General features: G+C 55.6%; 17 protein-coding genes, 3 pseudogenes and 1 other annotated feature. Of the genes and pseudogenes, 8 read left to right on the forward strand and 12 right to left on the reverse strand.

Annotated elements, in window-relative coordinates; translation table 11 throughout:
- Nucleotides 1-173 precede the first annotated feature (173 nt).
- The 3 genes from E8K88_RS00780 to gorA are packed head-to-tail and all read left to right on the forward strand — an operon-like array spanning nucleotide 174 to nucleotide 3,200.
- On the forward strand, nucleotides 174-1,151 hold the full coding sequence (locus E8K88_RS00780; protein ID WP_136404728.1) for a Bug family tripartite tricarboxylate transporter substrate binding protein: 978 nt from the start codon (nucleotides 174-176) through the stop codon (nucleotides 1,149-1,151).
- A gap of 46 nt (nucleotides 1,152-1,197) precedes the next feature.
- Entirely contained in the window at nucleotides 1,198-1,842 is a 645-nt protein-coding gene (locus tag E8K88_RS00785) for a glutathione S-transferase family protein (protein ID WP_136404729.1), read from the forward strand.
- Nucleotides 1,839-3,200 (forward strand): glutathione-disulfide reductase, encoded by a 1,362-nt coding sequence (gorA, locus tag E8K88_RS00790; protein ID WP_136404730.1) that lies wholly within the window; start codon nucleotides 1,839-1,841, stop codon nucleotides 3,198-3,200. Before E8K88_RS00785 ends, gorA begins: the two co-directional genes overlap by 4 nt.
- A gap of 112 nt (nucleotides 3,201-3,312) precedes the next feature.
- On the opposite strand, the gene E8K88_RS00795 is transcribed toward gorA, so the two are convergent.
- The 5 genes from E8K88_RS00795 to E8K88_RS00815 all read right to left on the reverse strand — a co-directional run bounded on the left by E8K88_RS00795 (nucleotide 3,313) and on the right by E8K88_RS00815 (nucleotide 8,375).
- The gene (locus E8K88_RS00795; RefSeq protein ID WP_136404731.1) at nucleotides 3,313-4,218 is read right to left on the reverse strand and encodes a LysR substrate-binding domain-containing protein; all 906 of its coding nucleotides are present in this window, start codon (nucleotides 4,216-4,218) and stop codon (nucleotides 3,313-3,315) included.
- 72 nt (nucleotides 4,219-4,290) lie between these two features.
- Nucleotides 4,291-5,481 carry a CaiB/BaiF CoA transferase family protein gene (locus E8K88_RS00800; protein WP_136404732.1) on the reverse strand — a complete coding sequence of 397 codons (1,191 nt, stop codon included), beginning with the start codon at nucleotides 5,479-5,481 and terminating at the stop codon, nucleotides 4,291-4,293.
- Nucleotides 5,471-6,229 carry a CoA-transferase gene (locus E8K88_RS00805; RefSeq protein WP_136404733.1) on the reverse strand — a complete coding sequence of 253 codons (759 nt, stop codon included), beginning with the start codon at nucleotides 6,227-6,229 and terminating at the stop codon, nucleotides 5,471-5,473. Before E8K88_RS00805 ends, E8K88_RS00800 begins: the two co-directional genes overlap by 11 nt.
- Nucleotides 6,226-7,038: a CoA transferase subunit A gene (locus E8K88_RS00810; protein WP_240754246.1), complete on the reverse strand. Its 813-nt coding sequence runs from the start codon at nucleotides 7,036-7,038 to the stop codon at nucleotides 6,226-6,228. The genes E8K88_RS00805 and E8K88_RS00810 overlap by 4 nt, the downstream gene beginning before the upstream one ends.
- Nucleotides 7,039-7,292: 254 nt before the next feature.
- The gene (locus E8K88_RS00815) at nucleotides 7,293-8,375 is read right to left on the reverse strand and encodes a YeiH family protein (RefSeq protein ID WP_136404734.1); all 1,083 of its coding nucleotides are present in this window, start codon (nucleotides 8,373-8,375) and stop codon (nucleotides 7,293-7,295) included.
- A gap of 125 nt (nucleotides 8,376-8,500) precedes the next feature.
- Here E8K88_RS00815 and E8K88_RS00820 point away from each other — a divergent pair, with 125 nt between their 5' ends.
- A complete protein-coding gene (locus E8K88_RS00820; protein WP_136404735.1) occupies nucleotides 8,501-9,424 on the forward strand; it encodes a LysR family transcriptional regulator in 924 nt (307 codons plus the stop codon).
- 424 nt (nucleotides 9,425-9,848) lie between these two features.
- Entirely contained in the window at nucleotides 9,849-10,700 is an 852-nt protein-coding gene (gene thiD / locus E8K88_RS00825; RefSeq protein ID WP_136404736.1) for a bifunctional hydroxymethylpyrimidine kinase/phosphomethylpyrimidine kinase, read from the forward strand.
- A gap of 112 nt (nucleotides 10,701-10,812) precedes the next feature.
- Here the strand turns inward: thiD and E8K88_RS00830 are convergent, their stop codons facing one another.
- The 3 genes from E8K88_RS00830 to E8K88_RS00840 all read right to left on the reverse strand — a co-directional run bounded on the left by E8K88_RS00830 (nucleotide 10,813) and on the right by E8K88_RS00840 (nucleotide 13,946).
- Complete coding sequence (locus tag E8K88_RS00830) at nucleotides 10,813-11,352, reverse strand: Fur family transcriptional regulator (RefSeq protein ID WP_136404737.1); 540 nt, start codon at nucleotides 11,350-11,352, stop codon at nucleotides 10,813-10,815.
- Between the two features lie 116 nt (nucleotides 11,353-11,468).
- A complete protein-coding gene (locus tag E8K88_RS00835) occupies nucleotides 11,469-13,274 on the reverse strand; it encodes a TRAP transporter large permease (RefSeq protein WP_136404738.1) in 1,806 nt (601 codons plus the stop codon).
- Nucleotides 13,275-13,298: 24 nt separating this feature from the next.
- Nucleotides 13,299-13,946 (reverse strand): TRAP transporter small permease subunit, encoded by a 648-nt coding sequence (locus E8K88_RS00840; RefSeq protein ID WP_136404739.1) that lies wholly within the window; start codon nucleotides 13,944-13,946, stop codon nucleotides 13,299-13,301.
- A 480-nt stretch (nucleotides 13,947-14,426) separates the two neighbouring features.
- Between E8K88_RS00840 and ychF the strand changes: the two genes are divergently transcribed.
- From ychF to E8K88_RS17960, 3 genes and pseudogenes are all read left to right on the forward strand, one after another.
- Entirely contained in the window at nucleotides 14,427-15,521 is a 1,095-nt protein-coding gene (gene ychF / locus E8K88_RS00845; RefSeq protein ID WP_136404740.1) for a redox-regulated ATPase YchF, read from the forward strand.
- Nucleotides 15,522-15,725: 204 nt separating this feature from the next.
- A complete protein-coding gene (locus E8K88_RS00850; protein ID WP_136404741.1) occupies nucleotides 15,726-15,920 on the forward strand; it encodes an Arm DNA-binding domain-containing protein in 195 nt (64 codons plus the stop codon).
- Between the two features lie 12 nt (nucleotides 15,921-15,932).
- Nucleotides 15,933-16,070 (forward strand): annotated as a pseudogene (locus E8K88_RS17960) (IS5/IS1182 family transposase); the annotation flags it as partial.
- Between the two features lie 191 nt (nucleotides 16,071-16,261).
- Here E8K88_RS17960 and E8K88_RS00855 read toward each other — a convergent pair.
- The 4 genes and pseudogenes from E8K88_RS00855 to E8K88_RS18550 all read right to left on the reverse strand — a co-directional run.
- Complete coding sequence (locus E8K88_RS00855) at nucleotides 16,262-16,756, reverse strand: GNAT family N-acetyltransferase (protein WP_136404742.1); 495 nt, start codon at nucleotides 16,754-16,756, stop codon at nucleotides 16,262-16,264.
- 103 nt (nucleotides 16,757-16,859) lie between these two features.
- On the reverse strand, nucleotides 16,860-17,474 hold the full coding sequence (locus tag E8K88_RS18540) for an IS3 family transposase (protein WP_420813545.1): 615 nt from the start codon (nucleotides 17,472-17,474) through the stop codon (nucleotides 16,860-16,862).
- A gap of 52 nt (nucleotides 17,475-17,526) precedes the next feature.
- A pseudogene (locus E8K88_RS18545) lies at nucleotides 17,527-17,709 on the reverse strand (IS3 family transposase); the annotation flags it as partial.
- Nucleotides 17,701-17,817, reverse strand: a sequence feature (AL1L pseudoknot). Its footprint overlaps the pseudogene before it by 9 nt.
- Nucleotides 17,818-17,891: 74 nt before the next feature.
- Nucleotides 17,892-18,095: pseudogene (locus E8K88_RS18550) on the reverse strand (transposase); the annotation flags it as partial.
- Nucleotides 18,096-18,460 lie beyond the last annotated feature (365 nt).

An 18,460-nucleotide genomic window follows, 5' to 3' on the forward strand; every position in this document is an offset into this window, starting at 1 on the left:
GCAACCCAATGGATGATTAACCTCGACCCATCCCGCAAGATTTAAAAATACCCATATCGAGCATTAATAAAAGCTAATCTTCTTCAGCAAAATATCCTTTATATTTAAATCTCGTGAAGTTTAAAAAACTTCATCGAGGTTGAATCAAACAATGAAATATCAAGGAGACATGCATGAAAAAAATTTTCTTTTCGTTGGCTCTAACTGCGGTCAGTATGCTGGCAATCCATGGCACAGCCTTGGGCCAAGACTACCCTCAAAAAGGCAAGCCTATCAATATGATTGTGCCGTTTGCTCCGGGTGGGGCCTCCGATATTCTTGCCCGTCTCATCAGTCAGAAATTTTCCGAGGAATGGGGTGCGCCAGTCGTCGTGCAAAACAAACCAGGCGGCGACATGGTGATCGCCTTGCAGTCTGTGGCCCGCGCAGACAAAGACGGCTACACCATCGGTCTCACTACCGGCAGCTTTGCACTCAACAAAGTTGTCAAAAAGGATTTCCCCGTCAATCCTGTCACCGATCTGGCATCGATTGGCATGATTGGCCAGTCCCCCTACATCATGCTGGTGCACGCCGACTCACCTGTGAATAGCTTCAAAGAACTTGAGGCAGTTACAAGCGATGACAACAATCACTTGAACTATGCATCTTGCTGTTTTGGAACGTATTTTGCAGCCGAAATGATCAAGACCGTGACACAACTCAACGGCACCCATGTGCCCTATAAAGGCAGTGCGCCTGCACTCAATGCGATGCTGTCTAATGAAGTGGATTACATCATTGACACCACAACGGCAGCTAAGCCCTTCATCAGCTCCGGAAAACTAAAGCCGTTGATGGTAACCAGCCGCAAACGTTCTGCCTCACTGCCTGACGTGCCCCATTTGACCGAAGCCGGTGTGCCTGGAGACTTCGATATTGGTGTTTGGTATGGACTGGTTTTCCCCGCTGGCACACCCGCAGATATTGTCACTAAAGCCAACACGAGCTTGAATGCGGTGCTTGCCATGCCTGATGTCAAAGCCAGAATTGAAAGCTTGGATATTGAAGTCACACCAAGCACTGCCGAGACCATGTCGGCCAGAGTAGTCAGCGATTTGCAAATGTATGCTGATGCAATGAAAAAGGCCAATCTGCAATTTGGCAATTAATTGAATGCTGCCTTAGCAGCATTTCCCCTTACGCCTTCATTAACACATGCTCGATTTATATACTTGGGGCACACCAAATGGCCATAAAGTGCACATCATGCTGGAAGAGTGCGATGCACAATACCGCATCCACCCCGTCAATATTTCCAATCAGGAAAGCATTGACTCTCAAATTGCCTCACTCACCATCAACAAGAAAATCCCTTTGCTTGTCGATAATAATGCCGCCTCGAATCAAGGCCCGCTTGTCATCGCTGAGTCGGGGGCCATTCTTATTTACCTGGCCGAAAAATACCAACAGTTCTGGGCCACCGAGCCCACGGCCAGATACCAGACAATGCAGTGGTTGATGTTTCAAATGAGTGCAGTAGGCCCGATGATGGGGCAATGCAACCATTTCAAATCAAGGCACCAGTCCGATGGCGGCTATGCGCTTGCACGCTTTAGTGCTGAAGTCGCCCGCATTCATGCGGTCATGGAGCAACACGTGCGCGATCACGCCTATTTCGCCGGCAGCCACTACTCAATCGCAGACATGGCCATCTTTCCCTGGCTGCGCTTATCGCAGAAGCTGGATGAGGCTTGGTCAGCACGCACTCAGCTGCACCGCTGGTATGAACGCATTGCGCTGCGCCCGGCGGTGCAGCGGGCACTGCATCTGCCCGACCTCAATTCGAAAGCGGCCACATGACTGCCAAACACCACTACGATCTTATTGTCATCGGCGCAGGCTCTGGAGGCATTGCGGCCGCGCGACGCGCTGCCTCTTACGGTGCAAACACGCTTTTGGTGGAAGGAGTGCGCCTAGGCGGCACCTGTGTTTTGCGCGGCTGTATTCCCAAAAAACTGCTGATGTATGCCGCTGAGCTGCAAACCGCTTTCTCAGATGCCGCCGCGTTTGGCTGGACCCTGGGCACTGGCACATTCAGTATGCATGACTGGAAACAGGCCAAAGACGCTGAGCTCGATCGCCTGGAAGGCATCTACCAGCAAATGCTCAACAACGCAGGCGTGCATGTCATCCATGGACACGCCCAGCTGGCAGGCCATGAAACTGTAGCGGTCAATGGACAGCATTACCATGCCAAACGCATTGTCATTGCGACTGGCGGCAAACCAGCCAGGTCTGCGATTCCAGGCCTGGAGCAAGCATGGACATCGGACGAGCTGCTCAATGCCACAGCCCTGCCTGCTTCTTTGCTTGTGCTTGGCGCTGGTTATATTGCCGTGGAATTGGCCTCGATCCTCGCCGCTTTGGGCGTTCAAGTCAGCATGGCATTTCGCAGCCAGTTGCCATTGCGCGGATTCGACGAAGACCTACGCCTGCGCATCGCGCAGGCACTTGAGCATCAGGGCGTGGTATTGCACCCCAACTCTCACATGCGTGCATTGGAAGCCAATAGCGCAGGATTGAGCCTGCACCGCATGCAGGCTGACTCTTTGCAGGCAGAGGCCGTACTCAATGCCACAGGCCGCATACCCAATACCAGTCAACTCGGACTCGACACCGTGGGCATTCAGACCAATAGTGCTGGCGCGATTGCCGTTGACGCTGACAGCCGCACACAGGCCAGCGGCATCTGGGCGATCGGTGACGTCACGAACCGGGTCAATCTCACGCCTGTAGCCATTGCCGAAGCGCGTGCTTTTGCAGACACAGAATTCGGTGGCCAAGCTGTACAAGTCAACCACAGCAACGTGGCCAGTGCCGTGTTCTGCATACCACCTGCAGCCAGTGTCGGTCTGACCGAAGCACAAGCGGCGCAGCAAGGGCCAACCGATGTTTACATCAGCGAATTTCGCGCCATGAAAAAGGCTTTTATCGGCAGCCAGGAGCGCACTTTCATGAAGTTGCTCGTGGACCGCCAATCCAACCAGGTACTAGGCATGCATATGCTGGGCTCTGACGCACCAGAGATTGTGCAAAGCCTGGCCATTGCGCTGAGTGCAGGCGCTACCAAGCGCGACTTTGACCGCACCATGGCCTTGCACCCCACGGCGGCAGAAGAGTTTGTCCTGATGCGCGAGCCAGCCCGCACCATTGGCTAATGCCAGAGCCAATGGCTTATATGAGCCCGTTCATAATCTCGACGCAACCGCAGAGATGTTGAACAGGCTCTTGGCCAATCAAAGACCAGGCTTGCATAGCGCGCATTGGCGCTCAAACCGCAGCAGTTGCCTGCTCGGTGTGGGGCCTGCTGCCCCACTGCACCGTGCTGAACGAGGACAGCAGCAGCGCTGCAAAAGCATCATGCTGGTTGGATGTGCGGGTGATTAAGGACACTGGCCGCTCAAAATTGGCCAAGCGCATGATGTTCAAATTCGCACTGTCATGCCAAGCCGCGCCGCGAATCAATGGCACGATGGAAATGCCCAAGCCTTGCCGCACCAAAGCCGCAATGGCGTCCAGCGAATTGAGCTCCATGGAGGGTTTGACCATGATGCCATGCTTCATGAGAAACTCATCAATCAACTGCCCCGCCCAAGTGCTGCGCTCAAATGCAATGTAAGCCATCCCCGACTTAAAGGCCTGCTGCAAATCATCACAGGGCACATCTGCGTGGGTAATCAATGCAAAAGGCTCACTGTACAAATAGTGGACCTTGAGCGTCGTTGGAAATTTTTGCGGCGGCTCAGTGACAATGGCCATATCCAGAGTTCCACGGTTGATTTGCGTGACCAGCTCCCCCGAAATACCCGCAACAATCTTGACCTCCAGGCTGGGATTTTTCAGCGTCATTTCCTTGAGCAATTGCGGCAGAACGCCGCCCAACGCGCTGTTGATCACGCCGAGCGAAAGAAAACCGCCGATAGGCCCCCCCTCCAAAGCCTTCATTTCCTCATACAGAGAAATCATCTTCTCTGCCAACGGCACCAACTGGTGGCCCGCAGAGGTGAACTCCAGCGATCGTTTGGTTCTCACAAACAAGGCAATACCAAGCTCGTCTTCCATATTCTTGAGCTGCACACTGACGGCTGCTTGCGACAAGTGGACCTTCTCGGCTGCAGCCACAATGGTGCCGTAACGATGCAGTGCTAAATAGGAGCGAAGCGATCTGATCAGCATAAAGCCCTGACGTGAGAGGTTGGTGTCAAAAAAACCCCGGCCAACGATGGCCAGGGTGCATCCAGAGCGGGCCTACAGCTGTGGCGCTCTAGGCAAGACACTGGCATACGCCGCAGGATCTATGCCCCGCTCAGCCAATACCTCGTCGGTATGCTGGGCAAAGGACGGCGGACGCGAGCGATAGCTCGCAGGCGTGCGCGACAGTTTCACGGGGCTGCCGGTCCCACGGTATCCATCCAAGTCGACAATCATGCCACGATGGTGCGTATGCGGATCGTCCACCACCTGGTCAATCGTGCGCACTGGCCCACAAGGCACACCAGCGGCCACCAATTCCTGAGACACCTGCAGGCCATCGCGCTGGGCAAGCAAGGCCACCAACTCTTGGCGCAGTGCATCCCGATGCTGGTTGCGCAAAGCATTTGTCAGATAACGCTCATCGTTCGCCAGATCAGCACTGCCCAGCACCTTGCACAATGTCACGAACTGGCGATTATTGCCAACGGCCAAGAAAACCGGGCTGGTGCTGGTCTCAAATGCATCGTAAGGACAGATATTGGGGTGACGGTTGCCAGAGCGCTGCGGCACTGTACCGCTCAAGTAGAAATTAGGCAGTTGTGGGTGCAACATGGACACGCCTGAGTCGTAGAGGGTGGCTTCTACAAATTGGCCCAGGCCACTGCGATGGCGCTCCTGCAGAGCCAATAAAATCCCAATCACGGCATTCATGCCCGTGACCATGTCAATGATGGGAACGCCCATTCTCAAAGGCGGCCCGCCTTGCTCTCCATTGACACTCATCAAGCCCGTCATGGCCTGTACCGCCGCATCGTAACCAGGCTGGCCACCATATGGACCATCGGCCCCAAAGCCGGAAATGCGGCAATGCACCAAACGTGGAAACCGCTGCTTCAGTGCATCTGCGCCCAGGCCCCACTTCTCCAAGGTGCCAATTTTGAAGTTTTCAACAAACACATCCGCATCCTCAAGCAGGCGCAGCAGCAGCTCCTGACCAAGCGCCTGTGTCATGTCAATCGACACATCACGTTTATTGCGGTTGACGCCAATGAAATAGCTGGCCGCATCACCTGCAAACGGTGGCCCCCAGCCACGTGTCTCGTCGCCCATGGGGGGCTCCACTTTGATGACATCGGCACCATGATCGGCCAGTATCTGTCCGCAAAAAGGCCCGCCCAGCACACGGCTGGCATCTATCACGCGAATGCCCGCCAAAGCGCCTACAGGTACATGATTAGTCTGCATATGCAGTGATCTCCTTTGTGAGTTGTTGTGCAAAATCAGGATACGTTTCATGCAACTCGGATAAGACACGTCCACGCAATAAAGCCAAGACTGCTGGCGCAGGATCGGGTGTCTGGCTCCATTGCGCATCGATGTCAAAATCAAACCCTGTGGCAGCCTTGACCTCAGCCAAAGTGTGGCCCGGATGGATATGCAGTAATCGAAAGCGTGCGCGCTGCGGCTCAAACATGAACAAAGCCATTCCTGTCAATAGCGCATAGGGTCCGCCTTTGCGGTAGACCTGCGGATCACTGACGCCTGGCGCACTGATGAAATCGACCTTGTTCACGAACACACGTGGCGAATGCTCCTCACGAAACAAAATCACCTTTGGCACAGTGAAGTACAAATAGGCCGAGCCGAATGAGCCAGGCCAGCGTACAGAGGTCTGCGGATAATCGCCCAAACCCACCAAATTGATATTGCCCTGCCCATCAATTTGCCCTCCGCCCAAAAAAAATGCATCAATGCGCCCTTGGCCTGCGCAGTCGAACAATTCGGCTGAGCCATTGGTAAAAAGGTTGTGCTTGACCGAGCCCAAAATCGACAATCGCACAGGAGCCTGCTTGGCAGCTTCTTGCTGGGCTCTCAACAGCATCGCCGCAGCAGCGGGAATGGGTGATGAGGCCCCCACTGCCACGTGGCGCGCGCCGTCCAAAAGACTGGCAATCGTCACAATCAAACGTTCACGTAATGTGGCAGTACTCATGCATACACCTCCGACATCCATTGCGCAAAGCCCTCTTCTGTTCTAGCCATCTGTGCGTAACGCTGCAACTGGCCTATATCTGGCGGGTACTCCCCCCACAAGCCATAAGGGCTGGCACCCTTTTCGGCCAGGGCCACCCCATCCACATACAGATTAGGCAGCACGCCTGCCGCAGTGACCTCGTCATCCAGCAAGCGTCGATCGACAATGCGCTCCACTGTCACAAAAGTGCGCCGGCTGGCATAAGCCATCGTCGCCAGCTCACGGCGTCGACCAATCCAGACATTGCCCTCTCGATCTGCCATGGGCGCGTGAAACACCGACACATCCGGATGCAAGGCAGGAATTGCCACCACGGGATCTGGCTCGGCTGAGAATGGGTTTTGCATCACCTTCCAGTCAGAGCGCTGCAACAAAACGTCCGTCCCAATCAGGCCGCGCAGCGTGGTAAATGGCGCGCCTTTTTGCGCAGCCATCAAACCAGCATGGATGGCGGGACAGGTACTGTCTTTCATGTGAATCGAACCGCGGGCCATTGCGCGCATAAAACAAGGCGCACCGCCAGCTTCTCCCAGACTCACTGCACTGGTCTCCAGACTGCGCACCAGGCCCGCACCGATCAAAATATCAAATGACAGCCCTGCGGTAGGCACCCCCACCAAATGCAAATTGCGCGGCGCGCATCGCAATAAGGGCCCGATCATGGCCATAGGAACACCGGCATAATCCACCGGCATGGCCAGTTGACAACCGTCTTTGATTTCAGCTGCGATCTCATCCACACTGATGGATGCCATGCTTTGCCGCATGTTTGTCTCCTTTTTTGATTTTGTGCACAAGCTTGCTTTTCGTGCTTTTCGTGCTTTTCGTGCTTTAGGACGAAAGGACGCTGCAGAGCCCCATCTTAATAATTGAATTTCTTTTAACAAAACTCAATTTTTCCTGTCTTAGCATCGGAAATTCCGATGAATAGTGCCATCTTGCTGCAAGTCTGTTTGTCGGTCTAAAGGGCGGATGCCCGCCCTCAAGTGCATTCGGACATGCTTGAGAAACCGGCTATGTCTCATGCCAGCCACGCATCCATGCCAGCATTCAATGCCGCGCCTCCTACCACCAACCAGAAGAACAAGCCCAAAGCCATCAGCAGGGGCTTGACACCCGCTTTCTTGATCGCACTCAAATGCGTGGTCAAGCCCAATGCAGCCATGGCAGTTGCAAGCAAGAAATTGTCCACCACCACAATCCACTCGTTGACAATGGCCGGCTGCAACTGCAGTGAGTTCAAGACCACCACCGCAATGAACCCAAGTGCAAACCATGGCACTGCCTTGGCAAACGACGAATCCTTGGCATCGGCTACCTGGCCACGCGCCTGAGCACGCAACCAGATTGCCAGGCAAATCAAGAAAGGCGCCAGCATCATCACGCGCACCATCTTCACAATCACTGCTGTATCGGACGTGCTTGCACTGATGGCATCGCCAGCGGCCACGACTTGCGCCACCTCATGCACCGTAGAGCCGATATAAACCCCAAATGCCTGCTCTCCTGCGGGCACCAGGCCCCATGCCCCATTCAACGCATACAGCACGGGGTACAAAAAAGTCGCGATCGTGCCAAATACAACCACTGTTGCCACCGCCACCGCCACTTGCTCAGCCTTGCCCTTCACAACCGGCTCGGTGGCCAAAACGGCAGCGGCGCCGCAAATCGAGCTGCCTGCGCCAATCAGGATCGCGGTTTTTTTATCAATGCCCAAGCAACGCACGCCTATCCAGATGGCCAAGCCAAAGGTCGTCACGACCATGGCCAAATCGGTCGCTACGCCGACGATGCCCACTTGAGCCACATCCTGCACTGTCAGCCGGAATCCATACAGGACAATGCCCAGCCGAAGCAGTGTTTGCTTGGAAAAACCAACGCCCGCGCCGCAATGCGCGCTCAAGCGCCCATACATGGAGTTGCCAAGCAGCATCCCAAGCACAATCGCCAGTGTCAAAGCACTCAGCCCCATGCCTTTGAACCAAGGCTGTGCAGCCAGCAACATGGAGAGCGTGCCTACAGCAGCGCTCAAAACAATCCCCGGGACCAGCACACCAGCGTGGTTTGCCTTTCTTAATGCACCAGTCAACAACAGCGTGGTCATACCTCTACCTTTTATAAACGCCTGAAATATTGATATAACCAGAATTTATTTAAAAATAATCATCCTGTCCAATGAGTTATTTATCTATCATTAACCCATTTAATTAATTGATTGCACATCCAGCTATGCGGCTCACACTGAGACAACTTCAAATATTCGCAGCGATTGCGCGCAATGGCAGCACCGCTTCGGCCGGCGACGAGGTGGGCTTATCACAATCGGCCTCTAGCGCCGCATTGAATGAGCTGGAGCGACTGCTATCGCGCCCCCTGTTTGATCGCACTGGCAAACGCTTGGTCATCAACGAGAATGGCCGCCTGTTGCTGCCAAAAGCCTTGGCTTTGCTAGATGCAGCGGCAGACATCGAGCGAGAGGCCGACTGCCTGGAAAACAGCCCGCCGCCGCTGCGCATTGGTGCCAGCACCACCATCGGAAACCACGTCTTGCCACAGGTGCTGCAGCAATACCTTGCTCGCTGGACAACACACTCGTCCACGACCGACTGGCACACCCGCATCATGATTGGCAATACCGCGGAAGTGTGCCGGATGGTCTGCGCCTTTGAGCTCGATATCGGCTTGATTGAAGGCCCCAGCCATGAGCCCGACTTGCAGACCAGGCCATGGGTCAACGACGAGCTGGTTCTTGTCGCTGCGCCAGCAATGGCTGCAAAAATGCAGGCCAATAACGCCACTGGCGTGGTGTCTCTGCGCCGCTTGCAAGCGCAAGTCTGGCTGCTGCGAGAGCAAGGCTCAGGCACACGCATGGCAATGGATGCAGCCCTGCTACCCAGCCTCCACACCTACCGCAAAAGCATCGAGCTGGGCAGCTCCGAAGCCATTAAATATGCAGCGGCACAAGGGCTGGGCATCGCCTGTGTCTCTCAATGGGTTGTCTCGGAAATGGTCCAGTCTGGCAAACTGGTGCGACTGCAAACCTCTTTGCCACGCTTAATCAGACCGTTTTATATCGTGATGCATCGAGATAAAGCCCCCACACATGCACTGCACAACCTACTGACCCAACTCAGCACAGTCAATCTGACTTGATGGCGCGCTGCAAAATCCTCTGTGCCGCAATGCCCTTTTGGGTGCCCTGCGCTATTGGGGAGATGATGAGCAGGCTCTTGGATCATGGCCACTCTACAATAGCGGCCGAGGCCCAAGCATGGCATAGCGCTTGCGCGCACCGGCCCTTCAGCCAAAGCTGAGGGCAACGTTGGCAGACCAGCTGCCATCGCAGTAGCGCCCCATGCCTGCACCAGAGCAAGCTCGCCTCCCCCCAACTCGGTGTGACTGGCAAGCCTCACTGATCCATTTCCACTGAACAACGCACCTGGTGGGCCTACCATCAGAGCATGCAGACGATCTGCGCACCGAACGCCTTGATGACCATGAGCAAGCTCTTGACAGCCGACAATGGGCATTGCTTTTTTGAATTTCCCTTCGCCGTGCCCTTTGGGCTTGTTTGACCATGACTACTCACGAGACTGAAACCCTTTTTCCCACCACACCGCCGCCTCGCGTGCTCAGCATTGCGGGCACCGACCCGACCGGCGGTGCCGGCATTCAGGCCGACCTCAAAAGCATTGCCGCCAATGGTGGCTTTGGCATGGCCGTCGTGACTGCGTTGGTGGCGCAAAACACCCAGGGTGTGCGCTCGATTCATATTCCACCAGTGGCGTTTTTGCGTGAGCAATTGGATGCGGTCAGTGATGACGTCCAGATTGACGCCGTCAAAATCGGCATGCTGGGCAACAGCGAGATCATTGACACCGTGACCGCCTGGCTGGCCCAGAACCGCCCGCCAGTAGTCGTGCTCGACCCGGTCATGGTGGCCACCAGTGGCGACCGCTTACTGAACGCCGAGGCCGAAGCAGCGCTGCGCCAATTGCTGCACAAAGCTGACTTGATTACCCCCAACATGCCTGAGCTGGCGGTCTTGGCGCAAACCCAGGAAGCCCATGAATGGCCCGAAGTGCTGGCGCAGGCGCGCGCAGTGGCCGCGCAATACCAGGTGCATGTATTGGCCAAAGGCGGGCATTTGCAAGGCCATAGAGCGCCCGATGCGTTAGTGACCATCGATGGCCACATACAAGAATTTGCGGGCCAGCGTGTCGAGACCAAAAACACCCACGGCACAGGCTGTTCTTACTCAGCGGCACTGGCCACCTTAAGGCCCCAAGTGCAGAACTGGGGCCAAGCAGTGGCGATTGCCAAACCTTGGCTCACCGAAAGCATTCGCCATGCTGACAGCTTGCATGTCGGCCATGGCAACGGCCCGATTCACCACTTTGCAGGGATGTGGCAACGCGCCAAACGCTAAGCCTTCAAACCTGTTCAAAATTTCCACGCAGCCTGGCAAGGCACCCAAAAGGGCATTACGGCCTTGCCTTTTGGACTCCAACGCGGTCTGCGAAAAAATCGCAAACAGGTTCTTAGGCGGCGGGACTTTGCGGCTTTGCTGCTTTGGCCTGCTTGGCCAGTGCTTTGGCTTGCCTGGCCAGCGCTTTGGTCGCACATTCGGCGCAGCTGCCATACAGCGTCAAATCATGCGAATGCAGCGTAAAACCGGCAGGTAGCAAGGCTGAGAAGGTTTCATCGCAACCATCGATATCAAAAACGCGCTCACAATCCTCGCAGCGAAAATGGTGGTGATGGTGGTCGGCCTTGTGCGCCAACTCGTAGAACAAGCGGTTGCCCGGTAGCTGCACCGGCGACAGCTCACCGACTTCGACCATCGCCTTGAGGTTGCGGTACACAGTGGCAATGCCCAAACGTGGCACCAATTTTTTGGCCGCATCCAGAATTTCCGGCGGCGACATCGGTCGCGCTTCCTTGACCATCACTTCGCGAATCGCAGCCCGCTGGCGCGTTGCGCGCTCGCCATGTACTGGACTGTTTAACGCGTCATGGGCGGCGTGGCCGTGGCCAGCATGTGCATGGGGAATGTCATGTTCGTGTGTCGCTCGGTTCATAAGCGCAATTGTGCCATCAGCACGCGTGCGCACATGCACGCCGTGCAATGGCCTTGGCACACGCCCACCAAAAGAGCGGCCAAGGCCGCTCTTGCCCAATACCATTCTGGCAAAGCTTACTGCGACAAGCTCTCTTGCAAGGCTTGGGCAGGATCGTCTGAGCCGTAGCCATCGCCAGGCGCAGCAAACGGATCTGACCCATTCGAGGCATCACCCCCATCTCCATCGCCATATGCATGACCAAACGGATTGTCATTGCCATAGCCGCTGTGACCGCCCAAAGAATCCAGCATTTGCGCTCCCACCGCATCCATGTCGACATCAATGGGTGCATCCAAACTGCCAGTCACCAATGTTGGAAAGGCGATCAAGCTCCCCACCATCACCAGCTGGATGCACAAAAAGGGAATCGCACCTTTATAGATTTGCATGGTGGTCACCGGTGCAATGGTCTGGCGCGTGACTCTGTCCACATAGGGCTTGTCAGGCGCAACCGAGCGCAAGAAGAACAGCGCAAAACCAAACGGCGGGTGCATGAACGAGGTCTGCATATTCATCGCCAAAATCACACCGAACCAGATCAGGTCGATGCCCATCGCATGCGCAACCGGCCCCAGCAATGGCACGATGATGAAGGACAGCTCAAAATAATCCAGAAAGAACGCCAAGAAGAACACCAGGATGTTCACAAAGATCAGAAAGCCGACCTCACCTCCAGGCAAGGAGGTCAGTAAATGCTCAACCCAGATCGGCCCATCAGCGGCCTGAAACACCATACTGAAGGTGGTTGCGCCGATCAAAATGAACATCACAAAGCTCGTCAAACGGGTCGACGATGCCAGCGCCTGCTTGAATAAAGTCATGTTCAGGCGCTTGCGCAAAAAACCCATCACGATTGCAGCCATCGCGCCCATCGCACCGCCTTCGGTCGGTGTGGCAATCCCCAAAAAGATCGTGCCCAAAACCAGAAAGATCAACAACAGCGGCGGAATCAACACAAAGGTCACGCGCTCGGCCAAACGTGACAGCAACTTCAAGCCCAGCAAGCGGTTGACACTGGCAATCAAAAATGCCACAAAAACACCACCGCACATGGCGGTGACAATTTTCTCATCCATTGCAACGCTGGTGACTTCGCGCCCTTCAATCCAAGAGTGGATATCGGCCATGTGCGAGGCCAAAAATACAGAGACAATGGCCGACAAAGTCATCAGCACTACCAGTGAGGTATAGCCCGCGTTGCCATTGTCCTCACGGTAAATACGTGCCTCAGGTGGAAGCGCCGGCACAGAGTTTGGGCGGAAAATCGCCAAAAGTGCAATCCAGACGATGTAGCAGCCAATCAGCATCATCGCTGGAATCATGGCGCCTTTGTACATCTCGCCCACGCTGCGGCCCAACTGGTCAGCCATCAAAATCAAGACCAAGGACGGCGGCACAATTTGCGCCAAAGTCCCAGAGGCCGCAATCACCCCACTGGCCAGTTTGCGGTCATAGCCGTAGCGCAGCATGATCGGCAGCGAAATCAAGCCCATTGAGATCACTGAAGCGGCCACCACGCCGGTCGTGGCCGCCAGCATCGCACCGACAAACACCACCGCCAGCGCCAAACCACCGCGAATAGAGCCAAACACCTGGCCGATGGTCTCGATCAGGTCTTCGGCCATGCCGCTGCGCTCCATCACCAAGCCCATCAAGGTGAAAAAAGGCACGGCCAACAAAGTGTCATTGGCCAATATCCCAATCAAGCGCTGGGGCAACCAGGCGATGATCGACGATGAGAACACGCCCATCTCGACGCCGATAAAAGCGAACAACAGCCCGCAAGCGCCCAAGCTGAATGCAACTGGGAAACCCAGCAACAGAAAAAAGATCAGCCCCACAAACATGATGGGGGCAAAATTTGAGGCAATGAATTCCATGGTGTGCTTGTCCTTGCCTGCTGATCAGAGCTGCTGCCCAGTGGCAGACAGCGTGTTGTTTTGACGCTCCTGGACAGCCTTGGCCTCGCGCGCCTGGGCCTCCATGCGCAGCTCTTCGGCCAAGGCCTCTTCGGCCGTGATGTCTGTGGCCCGGCCCATCGGGTCTGGGCCATCGCCCGTCAAGAATGCAATGCGTTTGATCAGCTCTGACCAGCCTTGCAGCATCAGCAACGCAACCCCCACAGGAATTGACAGCCACACCGGCCAGCGCACCAAGCCACCAGGGTTGCCCGACATTTCGCCGGACTCATACATTTGCACCAGCACCGGCCAGGTGTAGTAGATGATGACCAAGCACAACGGCGTCAAAAACAGGGCGAAGCCAACAATATCAATCCACACCTGCACTTTTTTCGGCAGGCGGCTATTGATCACATCAATGCGCACATGCTCACGATGCAGCAAGGTATAGCCGGCTGCGAGCAAAAAACTCCACGCAAACAAATACCACTGCATCTCCAAATAAGCATTGGAGCTGGTGCCGAATACTTTGCGCACAATCGCATTCGCAGCACTGACGAAGGTGGCTATAAAAATGATCCATATCGCATATTTGCCTATGAAAGCATTGAGCCTGTCGATAGCCCTTGATAGGGCAAGTAGAGCCTGCATGGTGTCTCCAGATTAAGGCTAGTGAGGCTGGGCAATCAGCGGGTGTAGTTGATTGCATCGCCCTAGAAGAGGCCAAATTGTACGAATATGCCCTGGCTGGCGACATAGTAAGAATGCTTATTTGGCGCGCTTTTTTGAAAGGCAAGCCAGCATTGTCATTTAGGTGACATTCACTCCTGCGTGCACTGTCAGCACACACCGTTTTGGCGCCTTTCCCCAGCAAGATCACCTGCTCTTTAACCGCGCACATCGCGCCAGCGCCAGCAAACGCTCCGAGTGGCTTAAAATACGCGTTTCGCTAGCGCAATAGCTCAAAGAACCTAGCATGAGATCTTGGTGTAGCAGCTCGCTCCTTGCTGAACCACTGAGCGGCCAAGCGCTAACCCCCATTGTTATTTTGCCGAGTGCCGCATAAGCACCCTGCCTCCAACAGGCGGGGTTTGCCGAACGAACGCGCAGGCGCCCCCTAAGGAAACCTCCATGAGCTTGAAATGCGGCATCGTGGGCCTGCCAAACGTTGGCAAGTCCACTCTTTTTAACGCCCTCACCAACGCCGGCATCGCCGCAGAAAACTACCCGTTCTGCACCATTGAGCCCAACGAAGGCGTGGTGGAAGTGCCCGACCCGCGCCTGCAAGAGTTGGCTGCCATTGTTGGCCCTGAGCGCATTCTTCCTGCCGTGGTCGAGTTTGTCGACATTGCCGGCCTGGTCGCCGGCGCCAGCAAAGGCGAAGGCCTGGGCAACCAGTTTTTGGCCCATATCCGCGAGACCGATGCGATCATCAACGTTGTGCGCTGTTTCGAGGACGACAACGTCATCCACGTCGCAGGCAAAGTCGACCCGATTGCCGACATCGAGGTGATTCAAACCGAGTTGTGCCTGGCCGATATGGGCACAGTCGACAAGTCCATCCAGCGCTACAGCAAACTGGCCCGATCTGGCCAGGACAAAGAAGCAGCGAAAATTTTGACCGTGCTGCAAAAAATCCAGCCTGCACTGGACGAAGCCAAACCGATTCGCACCTTGGGCCTGAGCGCAGACGAGTTGCTGCTGCTCAAGCCTCTGAGCCTGATCACGGCTAAACCTGCAATGTTCGTTGGCAACGTCAGCGAAGACGGTTTCGAAAACAACCCATTCCTGGATCGTTTGCAGCAGTATGCAAGCAGCCAAGGCGCGCCAGTTGTTGCCATTTCAGCCAAAATCGAATCTGAGCTGGCCGGCATGGAAGCCGAAGACCGCGCTCTGTTCCTGGAAGAAATTGGCCAGGCCGAGCCAGGCCTGAACCGTTTGATTCGCGCCGCTTACAGCCTGCTGGGTCTGCAAACCTACTTCACCGCTGGCGTCAAAGAAGTGCGCGCCTGGACCGTGAAAAAAGGTGCGACCGCCCCACAGGCAGCGGGCGTCATTCACGGTGACTTTGAGCGCGGTTTTATTCGTGCCCAAACCATCAGCTTTGCCGACTACATCCAGTACAAGGGCGAGCAAGGCGCAAAAGAAGCCGGCAAAATGCGCGCCGAAGGCAAGGAATACATCGTGCAGGACGGCGATGTGCTGAACTTCTTGTTCAACGTCTGACCACTCTTGCCAGGTTTCGCATCTGTTCACGTTGTTTCATGATGTTTCAATAGATTATTTGAAATCAACGAGTTAGATTGACTTTGACGGCGCTTCGTGTTGCATCACGTTGCGTCGTTTTTCATGTCTTTTCAAGGAAAAATTGGGTTCGCTTGTGGGTATGGCTCTTGACCACCTCTCGTTCTGGTGGGTATGGAGCTGTCCATGCTCACCGACATGCACTGCCGTACCGCCAAGCCACGCGAACGGCTCTACCGACTAAACGACCGTGACGGTCTCTATTTGGAGGTCAAACCCAATGGGGTCAAGGCCTTCCGATACCGCTTCATGCTGGGCGGCAAGGAATCGATGATGGCCCTGGGTGAGGCTTTGTTGCACAAATCGAGCCGTGAACGGTAGTAGGCTGTGAGCATGAGTGAATCACGCTGGTCAGGGCGCAAATACCGAACAAAGAACTGGAAAGAATACAACCAGGCGTTGAAGGCGCGAGGTTCGCTCACCGTCTGGTTCGAGCCGGGCATGCAGTGGCAGCCTGCAGCGAGCGGCAAGTGGCTGAGTTGAATGTGCGTGCCTCTATTCTCAATCGGTTCACCGAACTGGGCTGCCCTGAGACGGTTGCTGTGGGATAGCTGCGTCTAGGGTTTGGGGTCATTCGGCCTACGCTATTTTTATGCAACAGAGCCCCCCAAAACGTGACTTTTGCGGGTTTTCACACAGCCTCGACCCTAAGCGGAAGTCAGCTACTGCGTTATGAACACTATTTGTTCTGCATTAAAGCGTTGAAGACGGCGTAGTTCCTGCATGTTCAACCGCTCTAGCAGTCGGCATGATGCAAGGTTCTTAGCTTGAGTTTCCGCGACGATTCGCTCCAATTTCAAATTGTGCAACGCGAAATCTATGACGGCTTTGCATGCTTCAGTCGCATAACCCTTGCTCCATGCGTTGACGGCAAATTGGTAGGACAATTCAAAAAACGCTTCTTCACAATGCTTTGATAGATAAACCAGTCCCAGCCTCTCATGTGTCGCTTGCTTCACAGCGAGCCAAACCATCGTGTCAGCTTCTAAAGAAAACAAAGAGGCGAGCGCATGTTCTTGGCTGTGCAGCGGTACGATACCGCCAAGGTATAGACGTACTTTTTCGTCACTCAATAAAGTGCTCGCGAAATTTCTATCATCAGGCTGCAATGCACGCAATAGTAGGCGATGAGTTGTGAGGTTCTGCTGTTTTTTCATTGAAACATACTAGCCAAACCAGCAAAGCCCACTTTGGGCCGATCTGGGACAGTCGTTGACGACCGAGGCTGAACGGCCCCGGGTTTCAAGGAGGCTGGTTGGTTTAAGTTGGAACCTCTGTCGAGGTGTTGCTGTTGGCGAATTGCCTCCAGTACTTTGCCTCAGCTTCTGCCGCAGGGATGCCCCCAATCGGCGTGAGCAGTCGGACTTGATTGAACCAGTGTACCCATTGTAGGGTGGCTAGTTCCACGGAGTCCCTGGTCTTCCAGGGACCCCTGCGGTGAATCAGCTTGGCCTTGTACAGCCCGTTGATGGTCTCGGCCAGTGCGTTGTCGTAACTGTCGCCCCGGCTGCCCACAGAGGGCCGTATGCCCGCCTGCTCCAGGCGCTCGGTATAGCGGATGGAAATGTACTGGCTGCCCCTGTCGCAATGGTGCGTCAAGGTATTAGCCGCTGGTTGGCGGTCGTACAAGGCCTGCTCCAACGCATCCAGCACAAAGTCCGTCTGCATGCTGCGACTGACCCGCCAGCCCACGATGCGCCGGGCATACACGTCCACCACGAAGGCCACGCACAGCCACCCCTGCCAGGTGGATACGTAGGTGAAGTCCGACACCCCACAGTTCATTGGGTCGGCTGGCCTTGAATTGCCTGTTGACGTGGTCCAGCGGGCACGGTGCGCAGGTGTCTGGCATGGTGGTGCGCACCGTCTTGCCACGGCGTGCCCCTTGCAAGCCCATGGCACGCATCAGTCGCTCGACCGTGCAACGCGCTACCCGAATGCCCTCGCGGTTCATCTGCAGCCAAACTTTGTCAGCCCCGTAGACCTGCCAGTTGGCGTGCCACACGCGCTGGATGTCGGCTTTGAACCCCTCGTCACGCTGGGCGCGTGCACTGCGCAATTGGGGGTTGCGTTGCCGGGCTGCATGGCGCCAGTAACACGACGGGGCCATCTGCAACACACGGCAGATGGGCTCTACCCCGTAGCCATCACGGTGGCGGTCGATGTAGTTCTTCAAGACTTCAATCGGCGGTCGAGCTCCGCCTGCGCGAAAAACGCGCTGGCTGTCTTCAGGATGTCATTGGCCCGGCGCAGCTCTTTGACCTCGCGCTCCAGTTCCTTGATGCGTTATGCCTCCGAAGTGGTGGTGCCCACACGCAGGCCGCTGTCAACCTCGGCCTTCTTGACCCATTCGTTGAGGGTCTGCGGCACGCAGCCAATCTTAGGAGCTATCGAATCAATGGCTGCCCACAGCGAGGGGAAGTCACCTCGGTGCTCCTGCACCATGCGAACAGCGCGTTCGCGAACCTCCGGGGAGAACTTGTTTGACTTTGTCATGGCCCTATCTTCTCAGATGTTGGAGCCTCCTCAATTCCCGGGGCGATTCGCACCATCACAGCAGCTCGTAGGCCCCGCCCTTTGCGCCATTGGGCAAGACCGCAACCGCTCTGGTGACCACTGGCGCATTACGCGCTAGCGAGTTGTCCGCACGAGAAGCAATCTGGTGCAGTTGCCGCACCTATAAGGCCGGTAAGCGGCCAAGCAAGCGCCGATGCCACCCAGCAGCCCCACCCCGTCACGCACCGCCGCCACGTGGTTTGTGCGCGCCTGCCCAGGCATGCCTGGCGAGTACAGACCAATTCAATAGCAATAAACAGAGTGCATATGCTGGCCTTAGTATTTAATCTATAGGCCATTGACCC

It is taken from the genome of Lampropedia aestuarii (assembly GCF_004803635.1).
GTDB classification, from domain to species: Bacteria; Pseudomonadota; Gammaproteobacteria; order Burkholderiales; family Burkholderiaceae_C; genus Lampropedia; species Lampropedia aestuarii.

Excerpts from the sequence above, each read along its gene's own strand:
- E8K88_RS00795 (WP_136404731.1), bottom strand. The coding sequence starts at position 4,218 with ATGCTGATCAGATCGCTTCGCTCCTATTTAGCACTGCATCGTTACGGC.
- E8K88_RS00840 (WP_136404739.1), bottom strand. The coding sequence starts at position 13,946 with ATGCAGGCTCTACTTGCCCTATCAAGGGCTATCGACAGGCTCAATGCT.
- E8K88_RS00810 (WP_240754246.1), bottom strand. The coding sequence starts at position 7,038 with ATGCGGCAAAGCATGGCATCCATCAGTGTGGATGAGATCGCAGCTGAA.
- E8K88_RS00785 (WP_136404729.1), top strand. The coding sequence starts at position 1,198 with ATGCTCGATTTATATACTTGGGGCACACCAAATGGCCATAAAGTGCAC.
- E8K88_RS00855 (WP_136404742.1), bottom strand. The coding sequence starts at position 16,756 with ATGAAAAAACAGCAGAACCTCACAACTCATCGCCTACTATTGCGTGCA.
- E8K88_RS00830 (WP_136404737.1), bottom strand. The coding sequence starts at position 11,352 with ATGAACCGAGCGACACACGAACATGACATTCCCCATGCACATGCTGGC.
- E8K88_RS00820 (WP_136404735.1), top strand. The coding sequence starts at position 8,501 with ATGCGGCTCACACTGAGACAACTTCAAATATTCGCAGCGATTGCGCGC.
- E8K88_RS00835 (WP_136404738.1), bottom strand. The coding sequence starts at position 13,274 with ATGGAATTCATTGCCTCAAATTTTGCCCCCATCATGTTTGTGGGGCTG.
- gorA (WP_136404730.1), top strand. The coding sequence starts at position 1,839 with ATGACTGCCAAACACCACTACGATCTTATTGTCATCGGCGCAGGCTCT.
- E8K88_RS00850 (WP_136404741.1), top strand. The coding sequence starts at position 15,726 with ATGCTCACCGACATGCACTGCCGTACCGCCAAGCCACGCGAACGGCTC.
- thiD (WP_136404736.1), top strand. The coding sequence starts at position 9,849 with ATGACTACTCACGAGACTGAAACCCTTTTTCCCACCACACCGCCGCCT.
- E8K88_RS00800 (WP_136404732.1), bottom strand. The coding sequence starts at position 5,481 with ATGCAGACTAATCATGTACCTGTAGGCGCTTTGGCGGGCATTCGCGTG.
- E8K88_RS00815 (WP_136404734.1), bottom strand. The coding sequence starts at position 8,375 with ATGACCACGCTGTTGTTGACTGGTGCATTAAGAAAGGCAAACCACGCT.
- ychF (WP_136404740.1), top strand. The coding sequence starts at position 14,427 with ATGAGCTTGAAATGCGGCATCGTGGGCCTGCCAAACGTTGGCAAGTCC.
- E8K88_RS00805 (WP_136404733.1), bottom strand. The coding sequence starts at position 6,229 with ATGAGTACTGCCACATTACGTGAACGTTTGATTGTGACGATTGCCAGT.
- E8K88_RS00780 (WP_136404728.1), top strand. The coding sequence starts at position 174 with ATGAAAAAAATTTTCTTTTCGTTGGCTCTAACTGCGGTCAGTATGCTG.